This is a genomic window from Pannonibacter indicus (assembly GCF_001418225.1).
Lineage (GTDB): Bacteria > Pseudomonadota > Alphaproteobacteria > Rhizobiales > Stappiaceae > Pannonibacter > Pannonibacter indicus.
This window is the reverse complement of the sequence record NZ_LIPT01000012.1, coordinates 15207-30999: the sequence shown is the minus strand read 5'-3', so window position 1 is coordinate 30999 and position 15793 is coordinate 15207. Positions and strand designations below refer to the sequence as shown.

Here is a 15793-nt window from a genome sequence, read left to right as displayed (position 1 = left end):
GAGGTGCACATGCGGTAGCCCCCTCAAGGAGGAAAGGGGGCGCTGCGGCGAAAGGGGAGGGCTTACCTCCTCCTTGCAGCTGTCAAGAAACACTGGCCGCAAAGTTTAGAAAGACAGGCCAGTCCCCATCGTCCATTCCCCCGTCCGGCCTCTCATGAAGGGTCCGGGCGGGCTTTCCGGGTCCTTGCAGCCTCTGGCGCAGCGCTCATCAGGGCAAGATTTCATCATGGCTACTCAGAACACACGCACACTGGCACGTCTGATGATGGCACCCTCCGTCGGGCTGCTGCTGATCTGGATGATCGTGCCGCTCACGATGACGCTGTGGTTCTCGTTCCAGAACTACAATCTGCTGAACCCGGCCAATGTCAGCTTCGCCGGGCTGTTCAACTACCGCTATTTCTACACGGACCCGGCCTTCTTCCAGTCGGTCTGGAACACGCTGCTGATCGTTGGCGGCGCGCTGCTCATCACCATCACGGGTGGCCTGCTGCTGGCGCTGCTGCTGGATCAGCCCATGTTCGGACAGGGCATTGTCCGCATTCTGGTGATCTCGCCCTTCTTCGTCATGCCGCCGGTGGCGGCCCTGGTGTGGAAGAACATGATCATGCATCCGGGCTACGGCGTGCTGGCGGATATCAACCGGGCGCTCGGGCTCAATCCGGTGGACTGGTTCGCACAATATCCGCTGCTGTCGATCATCATCATCGTCGCCTGGCAGTGGCTGCCCTTCGCAACGCTGATTCTGCTCACCGCGCTGCAGTCGCTGGATGTGGAGCAGAAGGAAGCGGCGGAGATGGACGGGGCGAATGCCTTCAACCAGTTCATCTATCTGACGCTGCCGCATCTGGCCCGCGCCATCACCGTGGTGATCCTGATCGAGACGATCTTCCTGCTCAGCGTCTATGCCGAGATCCTCGTCACCACCAATGGCGGGCCCGGCTATGCCTCGACCAATCTTGCCTTCCTGATCTACCGCACGGCGCTGCTTGGCTATGACGTGGGCGGCGCATCGGCAGGAGGTATCACCGCCGTCATCCTCGCCAATATCGCCGCAATCTTCCTGATGCGCGCCGCCGGCAAGAACCTGGACCGGTAAGGAGACACGCCCATGGCCCGCGCCACCAGCACCCGCCGCAAGATCACGGTCACGCTCATCGCCTGGACGGTGGCACTCGTGATCTTCTTCCCCATCCTCTACACGCTGATCACCAGCCTGAAGACCGAGACCGAAGCCATCCGCGGCTTCAGCCTGATCCCCAGCTTCACGCTGGAGAACTATGTCACGGTGCAGACCCAGCGCGACTACATCAAGCCCTTCCTCAATTCGGTGGTACTGGCCGTGGGCTCGACGGTGCTGGCGCTTCTCGCCGGTATTCCCGCCGCATGGGCCATGGCGTTTTCGCCCACGAAACGCACCAAGGACATCCTGATGTGGATGCTCTCCACCAAGATGATGCCGGCCGTCGCCGTGCTGGTGCCGATCTATCTCATATTCCGCGACTTCGGCCTGCTCGACACGCGCACCGGCCTCACCGTGATGCTGACGCTGATCAACCTGCCGATCGTCATCTGGATGCTCTACACCTATTTCCGCGAGATCCCGGGCGAAATCCTGGAGGCGGCGCGCATGGACGGAGCCTCGCTCTTCAACGAGATCGTGCATGTGCTCACGCCCATGGCCCTGCCGGGCATCGCCTCGACGCTGCTGCTCAACATCATCCTGGCCTGGAACGAAGCCTTCTGGACGATCAGGCTCACCACGGCCAATGCGGCGCCGCTCACGGCCTTCATCGCCTCCTTCTCCAGTCCGCAAGGCCTGTTCTGGGCAAAGCTTTCCGCCGCCTCGACCATGGCCATCGCGCCGATCGTGATCCTCGGCTGGTTCAGCCAGAAGCAGCTCGTGCGCGGTCTCACCTTTGGCGCCGTCAAGTAAGGAAACCCGCTGATGGGCAGCATCAAACTCGAACAGCTTTCCAAGTCCTTCGGCGAACATGCCGTCATTCCGGGGATCGACCTTGAGATCAACGATGGCGAGTTCGTGGTCTTCGTCGGCCCCTCCGGCTGCGGCAAGTCCACGCTGCTGCGGCTGATCGCAGGCCTTGAGGACGCCTCCGGCGGGCGCATCCTCATCGACGGCAAGGACCAGACCCGCACCCCGCCCGCGCAACGCGGCCTGGCGATGGTGTTCCAGTCCTATGCGCTCTATCCGCACATGAGCGTGCGCTCCAACATCGGCTTTCCGCTGAAGATGGCGAAAGCCGATCCGGCGGACATCAAGCGCAAGGTGGAGGAAGCGGCGCGCATCCTCAATCTCACCGATTATCTGGAGCGCCGTCCCGGCCAGCTCTCCGGCGGCCAGCGCCAGCGCGTCGCCATTGGCCGCGCCATCGTGCGCAATCCGCGCTGCTTCCTGTTTGACGAGCCGCTGTCCAACCTCGATGCGGCGCTGCGCGTTGCCATGCGGCTGGAAATCACCGAGCTGCACCAGAAGCTGAAAGCCACCTCGATCTATGTCACCCATGACCAGGTGGAGGCCATGACCATGGCCGACAAGATCGTGGTGCTGAACAAGGGCCGCATCGAACAGGTGGGCTCGCCGCTGGAGCTTTACCGCAGCCCCGCCAATCTCTTCGTCGCCGGCTTCATCGGCTCGCCGAAGATGAACCTGATCAGCGGCCCCGCCGCCGCTAAGCATGGGGCCCATACCATCGGCCTCCGGCCCGAGCATGTCACCCTCTCGCTCGACAGCGGGCTGTGGCAGGGCAAGGTCACCGTGGCCGAACATCTGGGCTCCGACACTTTCCTGCATGTGGAGGTGGAGGGCGCGGGCACCATCACCACCCGCACCGGCGGCGAATTTCCCGTCCGCCATGGCGACACCGTCTACGTGACGCCGGATCTCACACGCCTGCACAGGTTCAACAGCGAGGGACAGGCCCAATGAGCGGCAGACTGGAGGGCAAGTCCGCCCTGATCACCGGATCGGCGCGGGGCATCGGCCGGGCCTTTGCCGAAGCCTATGTGCGCGAGGGCGCAACCGTTGCCATTGCCGACATCGACTTTCTCCGCGCCACCGAAACCGCCGCGGAAATCGGCAGCGCCGCCTATGCGGTGAAGCTGGATGTCACCGATCAGGCCTCGATCGATGCCGCCGTGCGCACAGTCGAGGAGCGGCAGGGCGGGCTGGATATCCTCATCAACAACGCCGCCCTGTTCGATCTGGCCCCCATCACGGAGATCACGCGGGAGAGCTATGACCGGCTTTTCGCAGTCAATGTGGCCGGCACGCTGTTCATGCTGCAGGCGGCCGCGAAGTCGATGATTGCGCGCGGCAAGGGCGGCAGGATCATCAACATGGCCAGCCAGGCCGGCCGGCGCGGCGAGCCGCTGGTCGCCGTCTATTGCGCCACCAAGGCCGCAATCATCTCGCTGACGCAATCCGCCGGGCTCGATCTCATCAAGCATGGCATCAACGTCAATGCCATCGCCCCCGGTGTCGTCGATGGCGAGCACTGGGACGGGGTGGATGCCCTGTTTGCGAAATACGAGAACCGGCCACTGGGCGAGAAGAAGAAGCTGGTGGGCGAGGCCGTGCCCTTCGGCCGCATGGGCCGGGCGGAAGACCTGACCGGCATGGCGGTGTTCCTTGCCTCGCCCGAGGCCGCCTACATCCTCGCCCAGACCTACAATGTGGACGGCGGCAACTGGATGAGCTGAGGGCCGCATGGCCCTCCCGCCCTCCCCCGCCAGTCAAGGACTGCACTCATGACGACGAAGCTATCGCTCGCAACGCTCGCCAGCCTCAAGGGCCGGGCCGGCCTGCCCGCCTACCGCCGCGAAGACCTCACGCCCGGCATCCTGCATTTCGGCACCGGCAACTTTCACCGCGCCCATATGGCGGTCTATCTGCACGAGCTGTTCAACACCGGCCGGGATCTGGACTGGGGCGTCATCGGCGCCGGGGTCATGCCCTCCGACCGGCGCATGCACGAGGTGCTGAAGGGGCAGGATTTCCTCACAACCGTGGTCGAGCAGGATGCGGACCGTTCCGGCGCCACCGTCACCGGGCCGATGCTGGACATGATCACCGCGCCGGATTTTGCCCGAATCATTGAAACGCTGGCCTCCCCGCAGATCCGCATCGTCTCCATGACGATCACCGAAGGGGGCTATTTCATCGACCCGGCCACGGGGGCATTCGATGCCGCCCATCCGGCCATTGCCGCCGACGCAAAGGACCCGGAGCACCCGCAGACCGTGTTCGGGCTGATCATCGCCGGGCTGAAGGCGCGGCGGGCGGCAGGCATTCCCCCGTTCACCGTCATGTGCTGCGACAACATCCCCGGCAATGGCGAGGTGACGGAGGCCACCGTCTGCGGGCTGGCGCGCCTCTCCGATCCGGCTTTCGCGGACTGGATCCACGAAAACGTCGCCTTCCCAAATTCCATGGTGGACCGCATCACCCCGGCCACCGGCGAGCGGGAAATCCGCATGACGGCGGAGGCCTATGGCATCGAAGACGGCTGGCCGGTGTTTTGCGAGGGCTTCAAGCAATGGGTGCTGGAGGACAGGTTCCCGCTGGGCCGCCCGGCGCTGGAACTGGCGGGCGTCACCTTCGTGCCCGATGTGGCGCCTTACGAGCTGATGAAGCTCAGGATCCTCAACGGCGGCCACGCGGCGATTGCCTATCCGGCGGCGCTGATGGACATCCATTTCGTCCATGAGGCGATGGAAAACCCGCTGATCCGCAGCTTCCTTGCCAAGCTGGAGCATGAGGAAATCATCCCCGTGGTGCCACCCGTGCCGGACACCCGCCTTGAGGATTATGCCGCGCTGATCGAGAGCCGCTTCTCCAACCCGAAGATCGGCGACACCATCCCGCGCCTCGCACAGGACGGATCGAACCGGCAGCCGAAATTCATCCTGCCCTCCACCGCGGACCGGCTGGCACAAGGGCTCGACGTGCAGGGCCTTGCCCTCGTCTCCGCCCTGTGGTGCCGCTATTTCGAGGGCACCAGCGACGGCGGCAAGCCGATTGTCTTCAACGACCCGGCCGCAGACCGGCTGCATGCCGCAGCCCTTGCCTCACGCACCAATCCGGACGCCTTCACCGGCCTGGCCGATATCTTCGGGCCCGTGGGTCTTGATCCGCGCTTCCGCCAGCGCTTTGGCGAGGCGCTGGCCAGCTTGCGGGCGCATGGCACAGCAGATACGTTGCGGCGCTATCTGAATGGAACCCTCGCGAACTGACGATCCATGACCACGCAGCAGATCCGGCTGGTGATTTTCGATTGCGACGGCGTGCTTGTCGACAGCGAGGCCATTGCGCTCGACGTGCTGACCGGGGCCCTTGCGGAAAAGGGCATCCACCTTGATGCGGATGGCGCTGCCCGCCGGTTTCTGGGCCGCAGCCTTGGCTCGCTGAGTGAAACCGTCGCCGCCGAATTCGGCGTGGAGATCGATCCGCCGTTCCTCAACCGCATGCGCGAGGTGCTGTATGAGCGCTTCCGGCATGAGCTTCAGCCCATTGCCGGGGTGGCGGCGCTGATTGGGGCGCTGAAGGACAATGGCATCGCCTGCTGTGTCGCCTCGTCCAGCCAGCGCGAGCGCATCGAGTTCTCGCTCTCCCTCACCGGCCTCCTCGACGGGCTTGCGCCGCATATCTTCAGCGCCACCATGGTCGAGAATGGCAAGCCCGCGCCGGATCTCTTCCTGCATGCGGCCGCCGCCATGGGCGTGGAACCCTCGGCCTGCCTCGTCATCGAGGACAGCCCCGCCGGGATCATGGCCGCGCGGGCCGCAGGCATGGGCGTGATTGCCTTCACCGGCGGCGCCCACACCCGCCACCCCTCCTACACCGCCGCGCTGAAGGACCTTGAGCCCGATGCGCAGTTTGACGGCATGCCGGAATTGCTTCAGTTTGTGCTCCCATCGAGGAGACCGGAAGACCTGACGGATGCCTGACCACATCTTGGCCGTGGACGTTGGCACGGGAAGCGCGCGTGCCGGTGTGTTCGATCTTCGCGGCCAGCAACTCGCCCGCTGCGTTGTGCCGGTGTCGCTGCACACACCCCAGGCCCGGCACATGGAACAGGACAGCGGGGAGATCTGGTCCGCCGTCTGCCATGCGGTCCGCGCCGCCCTGAACGAGGCCGGTCTTGCGGGCGCAGACATTCTCGCCATCGGCTTTGACGCCACCTGTTCGCTGGTGGTTCGGGACACACAGGGCCAGCCGCTTTCCATCTCCACCACGGGCGCTGCCACCCGCGACACCATTCTGTGGATGGACCACCGTGCCATCGCGGAAACGGACCAGTGCAACGCCATCGACGATCCGCTGCTGGCCCGTTTCGGCGGCAGGCTTTCGGTGGAAATGCAGATCCCCAAGCTGCTCTGGCTGAAGCGGCATATGCCGGAGATCTGGCGCAAGGCCGGTCTCATCTTCGATCTTGCCGACTACCTGACCTGGCGGGCCACAGGCGCCAGCGCCCGCAGCCATTCGCCCATGGCCTCCAAATGGGGCTACACGGCGGAAACACCCGGTGCGCCGCCGCTCGGGTTTCTCAAAAAGGCGGGCCTTGAGGATCTGATGGAGCGCGCAGGCCTGCCGCGGCAGTCCCATCCCATCCACCAGCCGGTGGGCCATCTCTCGGCGGAGGCGGCGGACGCCCTCGGGCTCACCACCGCCTGCCTCGTGGCACCGGGGCTGATCGATGCCTATGCCGGGGCGCTCGGCCTCTTTGCCGCCGGGGAGCGCGAGCCAGTGCCCCTTGCGCAGGAGGCGGCCTTCATCGCAGGCACATCCAGCTGTATCATCCGGCTGACGCAGGCGCCCGTTTCCGGCCCCGGCTGCTGGGGCGGCTTCGAAGGTGCGGCCATTCCGGGGCTGTATCTGCTGGAAGCGGGACAGTCCGCCTCCGGCGCCTTTCTCGACCATGTGCTGAAAACACATCCCGGCGGCGGCGAACCCTCGCAGGCGCGGCACCGGGCCATACTGGATGCCATCGGCACACGGCTGCAAAGCGAAGGCAGGGATTTCGGCCTGCCCATCACCGTGCTGCCGGATATCCATGGCACCCGCTCGCCCGTCTCCGATCCGCGCCTGACGGCCAGCCTCGCCGGCCTGGATCTGGACTCCTCGGAAGAGGGCCTGCTGCGGCTTTACTGGCGCAGCTGCGTCGCGCTGGCCTGCGGCATCAGCCATATTCTCGACCATCAGCCCGCCGGCGCAGGCAGGCCGGAGCGGCTTCTGCTCGGCGGTGGCTTTGCCGGGCACGCGCTGCTGGCCCAGCTCCATGCCGATGCCACGGGCGCAAGCGTGCATGTTCCGGCGAACTGCGATGCGGTGCTGCTCGGCACCGCCCTGCATGCCGCCGTCGCCGCCGGGGCCTTCCCGTCTGTCCATGCAGCGGGAGAGGCGATGCGCTTTGCCATGCGGATCTTCACGCCGCAGGCGGAAGCCGCCGCCGCGCTCCACCGCGACAAGGCCCTCCACACCACCATGATGCGCCACCGCGCAGAACTCACCGCGATCATGCTGCAGCAACCTGACGGAACCAGCGCAGCCTCTTCCAGCTTCACTCCAGCCGCGCGCTGAAGGCCGGGCGGGGGACGGGGCCGGAGACGGCGGGCCAGAAGGCGCAGGTGAAACAGGCCCAGGCGAGGACCCAGGCGAGCGCGGCCGCTTTCACCGCCCCGTCAAATGCGATGCCCGCAGCCAGGACACGCAGCAGCGCCGAGATCTGCACCAGCATCAGGGCGGCGGTCATCAGCGGTGTCATGAGCAGGCGCCGGTCATGCCGCCGCATCGCCGGACGCAGCATCACCGTCATCATCATGCCGCCCATGGCGCCCATCGTCAGGGCATGACGGGCGGAAGCCGGATCAATCAGGTCCGGCCGCCAGAGTGCCAGAGCCTGAAGCAGGCAGGCGGCCGGGAGCCAGGCATAGGCAATGTGCAGCCAGAAGAGCGCCGGATAGCGGAAGGTTCTGAAGGTCTTCCAGGACGGCAGGCGCACCAGTACGAGCCCGGCCGCGGCGAGCCACAGCCAGCCGGCCGCCACCAGCCGGCCGGACCATTCGAGCAGGCCAGCAGCGGCAATGACCGGCAGCAGGGGAACCGGGGCGAGGAGCTGAGGCGGGGCAGCGGCGGCGGAAATCCGCGACAGCCAGACGCCCGTGAAGGCAGGCACCGCCCTGCCGCCCACATGGGCCAGCAGCAGGGTGAAGGGCAGCAGCAGGGCGGCGGCAGGCCCGTACCCGAAACCGGACAGGCCCGCACCTGCCGCAGCCGCCAGCATCAGCCCCGCCGTAAGCCAGCCCCGGCCCGCCACTCCGGTACGGGCCAGCGGCACCGCCACAACCATGGCCACGAACAGAAAATACAGGGCATTGGCAAGGCCCGTGATCCTGCCGCCTGCAGGCAGCACGGCCATCAGCTCCAGGCCCGCCGCACCCCGCGCCAGGCCCCACAGAAGCACGGCGCCCGCCGTCACGCGGAGCGGGGCAAGCTGCCCCTGTGTCCAGGCGGGCAGAGACGTCAGCAGATAGCCGCCGGCCGCTGCCCCTGCCATGCCCAGAAGAAGCTCGCGCGCATGCCAGATGCCGCGCTCCGGCAGCCATCCGGCCGGAAGCAGCCAGACCAGCGGCACGAGCGCCGCCCAGAGGCCGGCCAGCAGGAACAGCGGCTGGCACGGCAGCAGGGGTGCAGAAGCGGGCGTGAGTCCGGGAGAAGCCGGTGCAACGTTACGGGACATGCGCCGGACATTAGCGGCGCCTGCGCCTCCCGAGTTTGTGCCCGCACAAAGAAGCAGCCCCCCGGCCCTGTCAGGATCTGCCTGATCCTGCAAGACAATGTCCGGAGGCCCGCATGACCGTTCCGCAGTCCGAGACCATCCCCGCCATCGATGTCTGCGGCCTGCCCTGCGTCATCCGCCGTGCGCTTGTGTGCGAAACCTTCGACGCCCTGCAGCCCGGCGGCTTCTTCGATCTCGTCAACGACCGCGACCCCTCGCCCCTCAAGGCGCAGTTCGCCCAGCGGTCCGTCGCGGGCTTCACCTGGGACATTCTGGAAAGCGGCCCACAGATCTGGCGGGTGCGGATCGGCAGGCCATGACCTGTCAGATCATTCCGCCCCTCACAGGTAAGCCAGTCACCGGAAAACCAAGCGCTGCAAGGCCGCCCCGGCCGCAGGGCCTGCCCGCCGCAAATGGCAGCCGCGTCATTCCGCAGGCGGTCAAGGGCAAGTTCCGCACGCTGAAATGGCGGCTGCTGGTGCTGTGCCTTGCGGTCTATTACGTTCTGCCCTTCCTGCGCTGGGGGCGCGGGGCTCAGAACCTCAGGCGGAAGCTGCCCTTGACGCTGTTGTCACTGGCCTTGGCCGCCAGTTCGCCCTGATAGGCGAGCGTGAGGTCCAGTTTTTCCGTCATCGTCATCGAAACGCCCGTGCCGATCAGCAGCGCATCGCGGTCCAGCGCCCGGCCACGGATGGCGAACGGGTTGCACCGGCCAGAACCATGGTCAGCGTCAGCAGCACATCCGCCGCCGAATAGCTGAGCGCGGCGTCAAGGAAGGCAAAGTTGGTGCTGACCAGCGGATCGAAGCTGCCCGGCACGCAGGAACCACTCAGGATGGTGCAGGTGGTGGAGGCGGAGTAATCGGCGAGGAGATTCACTTCCCCTGATATTGCAGTCGAGATGGTCAGTTCGTAGCCTGCAGGCACATCGCCGAACACCAGCCCGTTGTCCGCCGTCAGCGTGCCGGAGCTGCTGCCGGCGGCCTCGGGCATAGCTGCTCCGCCTGCCGTGCCTGTGGTGACCCAGCGGCGCCAGCCGGTCAGGCTGCTGGCCATGCGGTTTCATGGCCCCATGCCGCAGTTTCAGGAGCATTGGCAGCAGTTCAAGGCCTATCTGCAGGACAAGGGGCTGTTCCGCGAGGACCTGCAGCCCGTCAGCATCTTTTTCGACTCCCCCATGATCACGCCCCCCGGCCTTTACCGGCATGACTGCGCGGTGATCGGCACGGGGCAGGACTGGTCCGGCACCGGCCTTTACCCGCATGTCTTTCCGGAAGGGCGCTACGTCAACATCCGCCACACCGGGAGCTATGACCTCGTTCTGGCCGCCTATGCCTGGATCAGCATCGACTGGATCAACCAGACCGGCGAAGCCTTCGCACCCGACAGCAACGGCGGCTACGAGTTCTACCGCACGGCCCCGTGGGACCCAGCCGCCGGCAGTCAGGATCTCGATATCGTCCTGCCCCTTGAATTCTAGCCCTGCGGCAAACCTTCGCAGTTTACCTGACTTGAATTAGTTTCGAAGATTTGAAAATATCATCCCTCGCATCGGGACGCCTCCACGTGGCTGCCCTGTGCACAGAGGGGCCTGATATGGACGAGACTGCCGTTGCCGGCGTGAAGCATTCACGGCTGGAGCATTTTCCCATCACCTTTTTCGCCACGGGCATGGGCATGATGGGCCTGACGCTGGCCTGGCGTGCCGCAGAGACGGCCTTTGGCTGGCCGCATCAGGTTTCCGGCGCGCTGCTGGCGCTGTCCATTGCCGGGCTTGCGGTTGTCAGCCTGTTTTAAGGGGCAAAGCTGCTGCGCCATAGCGCCGATGTGGCCGCCGAATGGCGCCACCCGGTGCGCATCGCCTTCTTTCCGGCCATTCCCATCTCGCTGCTGCTGCTCGCCGCTGCCCTGGCCGAGCCGGCCCCCCTCATCGCCACGGCCATCTGGCTGCCCGCCACGGCCCTGCAGGGCGTGCTGGCGCTGTCGGTCGTCTCCGCCTGGATCGGCCACCGCCCCTTCCAGCACCAGACCCTGACGCCCGCCTGGTTCATCCCGGCGGTGGGCAATGTGGTGGTGCCGCTGGCCGGAGCCCGGCTTGGCTACATGGAACTGTCCTGGCTGTTCTTTTCCGGCGGGCTGATCTTCTGGATCGTGCTGCTGACGCTGGTGATGAACCGGCTGATGTTCCACGATCCCCTGCCCGGCAAGATGGTGCCGACGCTGATGATCCTCGTCGCGCCGCCCGCCGTTGCCTTCACCGCCTGGCTGCGGCTGACGGGTGAGCCGGGCCATTTCGGCCACTTCCTGCTGAGCTCAGCCTATGTCTTTGCGCTGGTGGTCGCCACGCAGGCCGGCAGGCTGCGCAACATGCCCTTTGCCCTGTCCTGGTGGGCGCTTTCCTTTCCGCTGGCCGCCCTTGCGATTGCCAGCTTCGGCTATGCAGGCGCAGTTGCTTCGCTGGCTCATAAAGTCATCGGTGCCGGGCTTCTGGCCCTGCTCACCATGGTGGTCATTGGCCTTGTCTGGAGGACGGCAGGGGCAATCAGAAGCGGCACCATCTGCGTGCCTGAGTGAGGTTCATAGTGAGGTTCATAGTGAGGTTCATACCGGGCGGAAGTCCGGACTGAACAAGCCCGTGCGGCGTATGGGCATTTTCAAGGCGTGATGCGCCTGCATCTCAGACGCCTTGGTGAAAAGGGGGGAACATGAGCAAAAACAAGCATTTCACACTGAGCCGCCGCAGCTTCATGGGGCTGGCGGGTGCCGCGGGGGCCACGGCCGTTCTGGCAGTGCCCGGCAAGGCACAGCCGGTCAGCACCAAGGCCCGCATCGTCATCATCGGCGCAGGGGCTGCGGGCACGGCCCTCGCCAACCGGCTGGTGGAGCGGCTGAACGGCGCCAGCATCACCCTCATCGATGCCCGCGCCGAGCACATCTACCAGCCGGGCCTGTCGCTCGTCGCCGCCGGGCTGAAACCCGCCTCCTACACCCTGTCGCGCACCAGCGACTGGCTGCCGAAGGGCATCACCCTGATCACCGACACGGCCGCTGCCGTTGATCCGCTGTCGAAGGTGGTCTCCACCACCGGCGGGCAGACGGTTGCCTATGACTTCCTCGTGCTCGCCCCCGGCCTCATGCTGGATCACGACGCCATCGAGGGCTTTTCGCTGGATCTGGTCGGCAAGGACGGCATCGGCGCGCTTTATGCCGGGCCGGACTATGCGGCGCGCACCTGGGCAGCCGCCTCCGCCTTCACTGAAAAGGGCGGCATCGGCCTCTTCACCCGCCCGGCGACGGAAATGAAATGCGCAGGCGCACCGCTGAAGCACACGTTCCTGATCGACGACATCGCCAGCCGCGGTGCGGGCCGCAGCAAATATGAAATCCACTATGCCGCCCATAACAACGCGCTTTTCTCCGTGCCCATCGTCTCGGAAAAGGTGCGCATGCTCTTTGGCGAGCGGGGCATCAAGACCCATTACAGCCATGTGCTGAAGGCAGTGGACCCTGCCCGCAAGCTCGCCACCTTTGCCGTAACCTCGAAAGACCCGGCGGCGGGCACGGACGTGACCTTGCAGCAGGAGCTGCCCTATGACTACCTGCATGTGATCCCGCCGCAGCGGGCACCGCAGTTCATCCGCTCCTCCGGCCTGTCCTGGGCGGACAAATGGACGGATCAGGGCTGGGTGGAATGCGACCAGAAAACCCTGCGCCACCTGCGTTTTCCCGAGATCTTCGCCCTTGGTGACGTGGCCGGCGTGCCGAAGGGCAAGACGGCGGCTTCGGTAAAGTGGCAGACACCCGTGGTGGAGGACCATCTGGTGGCCGCCATCTCCGGCCAGGAAGGCACCGCCATCTATGACGGCTACACCTCCTGCCCGCTGATCACCCGTGTTGGCCGGGCCATGCTGGTGGAGTTTGATTACCACAACAACCTCGTCCCCTCCTTCCCCGGCCTCATCGCGCCGCTGGAGGAGCTGTGGATCAGCTGGCTGATGAAGGAAGTGGCGCTGAAGGCAACCTATAACGCCATGCTGCGCGGCAAGGCCTGAGGGAGGAGACATCATGAAGGAACTGACGTTTGAAACCCTCATTGCCGTTTTCGAGGAAATCTTCGGCCGCGGCCTGTTCTGGGTGATGGTCATCGTGGCCGGCCTCATCACCGCCGCCTATCTCTATGTGCTGATCCGGGACCGGGCGCTCTCCATGCGCAAGTTCCTCTGGGCACAGGTTTCCATGCCCTTCGGCGCGGTGGCGGCGGTCTGGTTCGTGCTCAGCGTCACCCACTCGCACCTGCGCGACATGGGTGGCCCGGTGGATATCATCGTCCTGCTCGGCGTTGCCGTGCTCGGCGCCGCCGGCGCGGCCATTCTCGTCTACACCGCCCAGTCGCTGATCCGGGGCGAAGGCGCGCGGTGAGGGAAAGCGGTTTGGAATCGCTCCAGAATTGACCGAGGTCAAACAGGACTGCGTGGCGTCAACGTAGCTTGTTTCTGGAGGGGTTCCAAACTGCGGAGAATAACGATGACGCGTAGTTTACCCGCCGCCATGCTCGCCATGGCGCTGCTGTCCGGCGCTGCTCATGCCGATGACCTGCGGCAGACGGCACTGGAAATCTTCAAGCCCCTGCCCTCCACCATTCCGGCGCTGAAGGACAATATCGTCACGCCGGAGAAGATCGAACTCGGCAAGGCGCTGTTCTTTGATCCGCGCCTGTCGGCCTCGGGCGTCTTTTCCTGCTACTCCTGCCACAATCTGGCAACGGGCGGCGATGACAACATGGAGACCTCGGTCGGCCACGGCTGGCAGAAGGGCCCGCGCAACTCCCCCACCGTGCTGAATGCGGTGCTCAACGAGGCCCAGTTCTGGGATGGCCGCGCGGAAGACCTGGCCGCACAGGCCAAGGGGCCGATCCAGGCCGGTGTCGAAATGGCCAACACCCCCGATCAGGTGGTGGCGACGCTGAATTCCATGCCTGCCTATGTCAGCCAGTTCAAGGCTGCCTTCCCCGGCGACGGCGATGCTGTCAGCTTCGACAATATGGCCAAGGCCATCGAGGCCTTTGAAGCGACGCTGATCACCCCTGCCCCCTTTGATGCCTGGCTGAACGGCGATGACAACGCCCTGACGCAGGAAGCCAAAGCCGGGCTGCAGCTCTTCATCGACAAGGGCTGCTCCGCCTGCCATTCGGGCGTCAATGTGGGCGGACACGGCTACTATCCCTTCGGCCTGATCGAGAAGCCGGGTTCGGAAATCCTGCCTCCCGGCGACAAGGGCCGCTTTGCCGTGACCGAGACGGTGGGCGATGAATATGTCTTCCGCGCATCGCCGCTGCGCAACATTGCCCTGACCGCGCCCTACTTCCATTCGGGCAAGGTCTGGGATCTTTCGGTGGCCGTCGAGATCATGGCCGAAAGCCAGCTCGGCGAAGCGCTGAAGCCGGAAGAAACGGCGCAGCTCGTCGCCTTCCTCGACAGCCTGACCGGCAAGCAGCCGGTGATAACGGTCCCGATCCTTCCGGCCGAAACGGCAGCAACGCCGCGGCCGGTGACCGAGATCCGCTGATTAACGGTTGATTAACCATCCTCTTGCGAACAGAAGGTGCCCGGCCCGCCGGGCGCCTTGACGCGATGACAGATCTGCGGCCTTTCCATCATCATCCTCGGCCTAGTCAGAGGATCTATAGAAATCAATCGCTTGCAGATGGCCGGAACAGGCCCGCATGACGAAAGAGCAGAATGCCTGCCTTGTCATCAATCTCAGGGACCCTGCCCGCCAGCGCCCCGGCATTTCCGGAACGAGGACGCCGGCTGGCAAAATCCGGTCCACGGCATCGTGAAGGCCCGGGTGCTGGACTTTGCCGCCGCCCCTGCCCTATCGTGCTGTCGTGCCGCGCTTGGTGATGAACCTGCTTCTTGCTGCCGCACTGGTGCTTTCGCCGCTGGTGGCGCTGGCCCATGGCATGGCGCAGGACGGGAAACCCTCCGGACAGCATCACCGGATGGCCATGGCGGCCATGGACCATGCGCAGGCAGGGCACGCGGGTGACCATGAAGACACAGCCGCCGTTGACGATCCGGCCAGCCTTGCCGCCTGCGCCATCGCCTGTCTTCTGCTCGCCTCTTTCGCCCTTCCGGCGCAGCCTGCCGCCCTGCCCTCTGCGCCCTTGCAGACACATGAGGCCGCCTGCGTGCGTCTCCCCTCCCCCACCGGCGCCGCGCCGCCGCTGCAGCCGCCCCGCGCTCTCTCCGCCTGAACCGGCCGGAACTGCCGGCCATTCGACATAAGGGATGCCTCATCCCGTGGAGAGATACTCATGATCACGACAAGACGCGCCCTGCTGCAGGGCGGGGCCGCCCTTGCGGCCTGTGCAATGCTGCCTGCCAGCCCGATCCTCGCGGCAACACAAACCGGCAAAAGCCCCCTCCCCTTGCGCGCGGTCAAGCGCACGCTGGAAGTGAAGGGCCGTGCCGCCACGGTGCTCGGGCTGGAGGGCCCTTCCGGCCCCGGCCTGACGCTGGACGCCGGCCAGCGGTTTCAGGTGAACCAGACCAACGGGCTGGACGAGCCAACCCTGATCCACTGGCACCACATGCCGCATCTGGTGACCGGCATGATGACGGAGTTGCAGCTCCGCGCCCGAGCGGCAAGGGGGAGGGGAGGGGGAAGGGAAAGAGAGGGGGAAGGGGAAGGACATCCTCTCCCCCAAAACTTCGCAATTGCGAAGCTGCACTCACGCGGCGGCAACGGGGAGGAAGCGGAGCAACATTAAGGATCTTGCATTTGGGCATATCGAAGAGATCTGCCGCTGAATGCTCCGGCAACCCTGCGCGACGCTTTTGAAAGGTGCGGATCGCGCCAGAAACAATCTGCAATGGCGGATATGAGTACTCCGGCGGCAGAGACTTCGCAATTGCGAAGGTTCGGGCTGCGCCTGAACCGGGGTATCCTGCTTTTCCAGTCTATCCTTTTGCAACCATTCATCAAAAAAGGCGG

18 protein-coding genes are annotated in these 15793 nt (G+C 65.4%); 16 read left to right on the top strand and 2 right to left on the bottom strand.

Annotated features, from left to right (window positions below; all coding sequences use genetic code 11):
* Positions 1 to 226 precede the first annotated feature (226 nt).
* From ASC48_RS15215 to ASC48_RS15185, 7 genes are read left to right on the top strand one after another with little or no spacing between them, the layout of a single operon-like run.
* Complete coding sequence (locus tag ASC48_RS15215) at positions 227 to 1099, top strand: carbohydrate ABC transporter permease (protein ID WP_055456583.1); 873 nt, start codon at positions 227 to 229, stop codon at positions 1097 to 1099.
* Positions 1100 to 1111: 12 nt separating this feature from the next.
* Positions 1112 to 1936, top strand: coding sequence for a carbohydrate ABC transporter permease (locus ASC48_RS15210; RefSeq protein WP_055456582.1), 825 nt, complete (start codon positions 1112 to 1114; stop codon positions 1934 to 1936).
* A gap of 12 nt (positions 1937 to 1948) precedes the next feature.
* Complete coding sequence (locus ASC48_RS15205; protein ID WP_055456581.1) at positions 1949 to 2947, top strand: ABC transporter ATP-binding protein; 999 nt, start codon at positions 1949 to 1951, stop codon at positions 2945 to 2947.
* A complete protein-coding gene (locus ASC48_RS15200; protein ID WP_055456580.1) occupies positions 2944 to 3720 on the top strand; it encodes an L-iditol 2-dehydrogenase in 777 nt (258 codons plus the stop codon). The genes ASC48_RS15205 and ASC48_RS15200 overlap by 4 nt, the downstream gene beginning before the upstream one ends.
* A gap of 48 nt (positions 3721 to 3768) precedes the next feature.
* Positions 3769 to 5253, top strand: a complete 1485-nt coding sequence (locus tag ASC48_RS15195) for a mannitol dehydrogenase family protein (RefSeq protein ID WP_055456579.1) — start codon at positions 3769 to 3771, stop codon at positions 5251 to 5253.
* Between the two features lie 6 nt (positions 5254 to 5259).
* Positions 5260 to 5967 carry an HAD family hydrolase gene (locus ASC48_RS15190; protein WP_055456578.1) on the top strand — a complete coding sequence of 236 codons (708 nt, stop codon included), beginning with the start codon at positions 5260 to 5262 and terminating at the stop codon, positions 5965 to 5967.
* On the top strand, positions 5960 to 7600 hold the full coding sequence (locus ASC48_RS15185; RefSeq protein WP_055456577.1) for an FGGY family pentulose kinase: 1641 nt from the start codon (positions 5960 to 5962) through the stop codon (positions 7598 to 7600). Before ASC48_RS15190 ends, ASC48_RS15185 begins: the two co-directional genes overlap by 8 nt.
* Here ASC48_RS15185 and ASC48_RS15180 read toward each other — a convergent pair.
* Entirely contained in the window at positions 7581 to 8759 is a 1179-nt protein-coding gene (locus ASC48_RS15180) for an NnrS family protein (RefSeq protein WP_055456576.1), read from the bottom strand. The genes ASC48_RS15185 and ASC48_RS15180 overlap by 20 nt on opposite strands.
* Positions 8760 to 8872: 113 nt before the next feature.
* On the opposite strand from ASC48_RS15180, the gene ASC48_RS15175 reads away from it, so the two are divergent.
* Positions 8873 to 9118, top strand: coding sequence for a DUF2249 domain-containing protein (locus ASC48_RS15175; RefSeq protein ID WP_055456575.1), 246 nt, complete (start codon positions 8873 to 8875; stop codon positions 9116 to 9118).
* 336 nt (positions 9119 to 9454) lie between these two features.
* Here the strand turns inward: ASC48_RS15175 and ASC48_RS15165 are convergent, their stop codons facing one another.
* Positions 9455 to 9853 (bottom strand): hypothetical protein, encoded by a 399-nt coding sequence (locus ASC48_RS15165; RefSeq protein WP_167345147.1) that lies wholly within the window; start codon positions 9851 to 9853, stop codon positions 9455 to 9457.
* Here ASC48_RS15165 and ASC48_RS15160 point away from each other — a divergent pair.
* The 8 genes from ASC48_RS15160 to ASC48_RS19830 all read left to right on the top strand — a co-directional run bounded on the left by ASC48_RS15160 (position 9852) and on the right by ASC48_RS19830 (position 15569).
* Entirely contained in the window at positions 9852 to 10277 is a 426-nt protein-coding gene (locus ASC48_RS15160) for an AraC family transcriptional regulator (protein WP_244270077.1), read from the top strand. The genes ASC48_RS15165 and ASC48_RS15160 overlap by 2 nt on opposite strands.
* 116 nt (positions 10278 to 10393) lie before the next feature.
* Positions 10394 to 10594 carry a hypothetical protein gene (locus tag ASC48_RS19835; RefSeq protein WP_208975749.1) on the top strand — a complete coding sequence of 67 codons (201 nt, stop codon included), beginning with the start codon at positions 10394 to 10396 and terminating at the stop codon, positions 10592 to 10594.
* A 9-nt stretch (positions 10595 to 10603) separates the two neighbouring features.
* Positions 10604 to 11371: an SLAC1 anion channel family protein gene (locus ASC48_RS15155; RefSeq protein WP_341860386.1), complete on the top strand. Its 768-nt coding sequence runs from the start codon at positions 10604 to 10606 to the stop codon at positions 11369 to 11371.
* 131 nt (positions 11372 to 11502) lie between these two features.
* On the top strand, positions 11503 to 12849 hold the full coding sequence (locus tag ASC48_RS15150; protein ID WP_055456572.1) for an NAD(P)/FAD-dependent oxidoreductase: 1347 nt from the start codon (positions 11503 to 11505) through the stop codon (positions 12847 to 12849).
* 13 nt (positions 12850 to 12862) lie between these two features.
* Complete coding sequence (locus tag ASC48_RS15145; protein WP_055456571.1) at positions 12863 to 13216, top strand: DUF5368 domain-containing protein; 354 nt, start codon at positions 12863 to 12865, stop codon at positions 13214 to 13216.
* A 129-nt stretch (positions 13217 to 13345) separates the two neighbouring features.
* Complete coding sequence (locus ASC48_RS15140) at positions 13346 to 14362, top strand: cytochrome-c peroxidase (protein WP_082440152.1); 1017 nt, start codon at positions 13346 to 13348, stop codon at positions 14360 to 14362.
* A gap of 337 nt (positions 14363 to 14699) precedes the next feature.
* Positions 14700 to 15053 carry a hypothetical protein gene (locus ASC48_RS15135; protein WP_141658983.1) on the top strand — a complete coding sequence of 118 codons (354 nt, stop codon included), beginning with the start codon at positions 14700 to 14702 and terminating at the stop codon, positions 15051 to 15053.
* Positions 15054 to 15113: 60 nt separating this feature from the next.
* Positions 15114 to 15569 (top strand): multicopper oxidase domain-containing protein, encoded by a 456-nt coding sequence (locus ASC48_RS19830; protein ID WP_055456568.1) that lies wholly within the window; start codon positions 15114 to 15116, stop codon positions 15567 to 15569.
* Positions 15570 to 15793 lie beyond the last annotated feature (224 nt).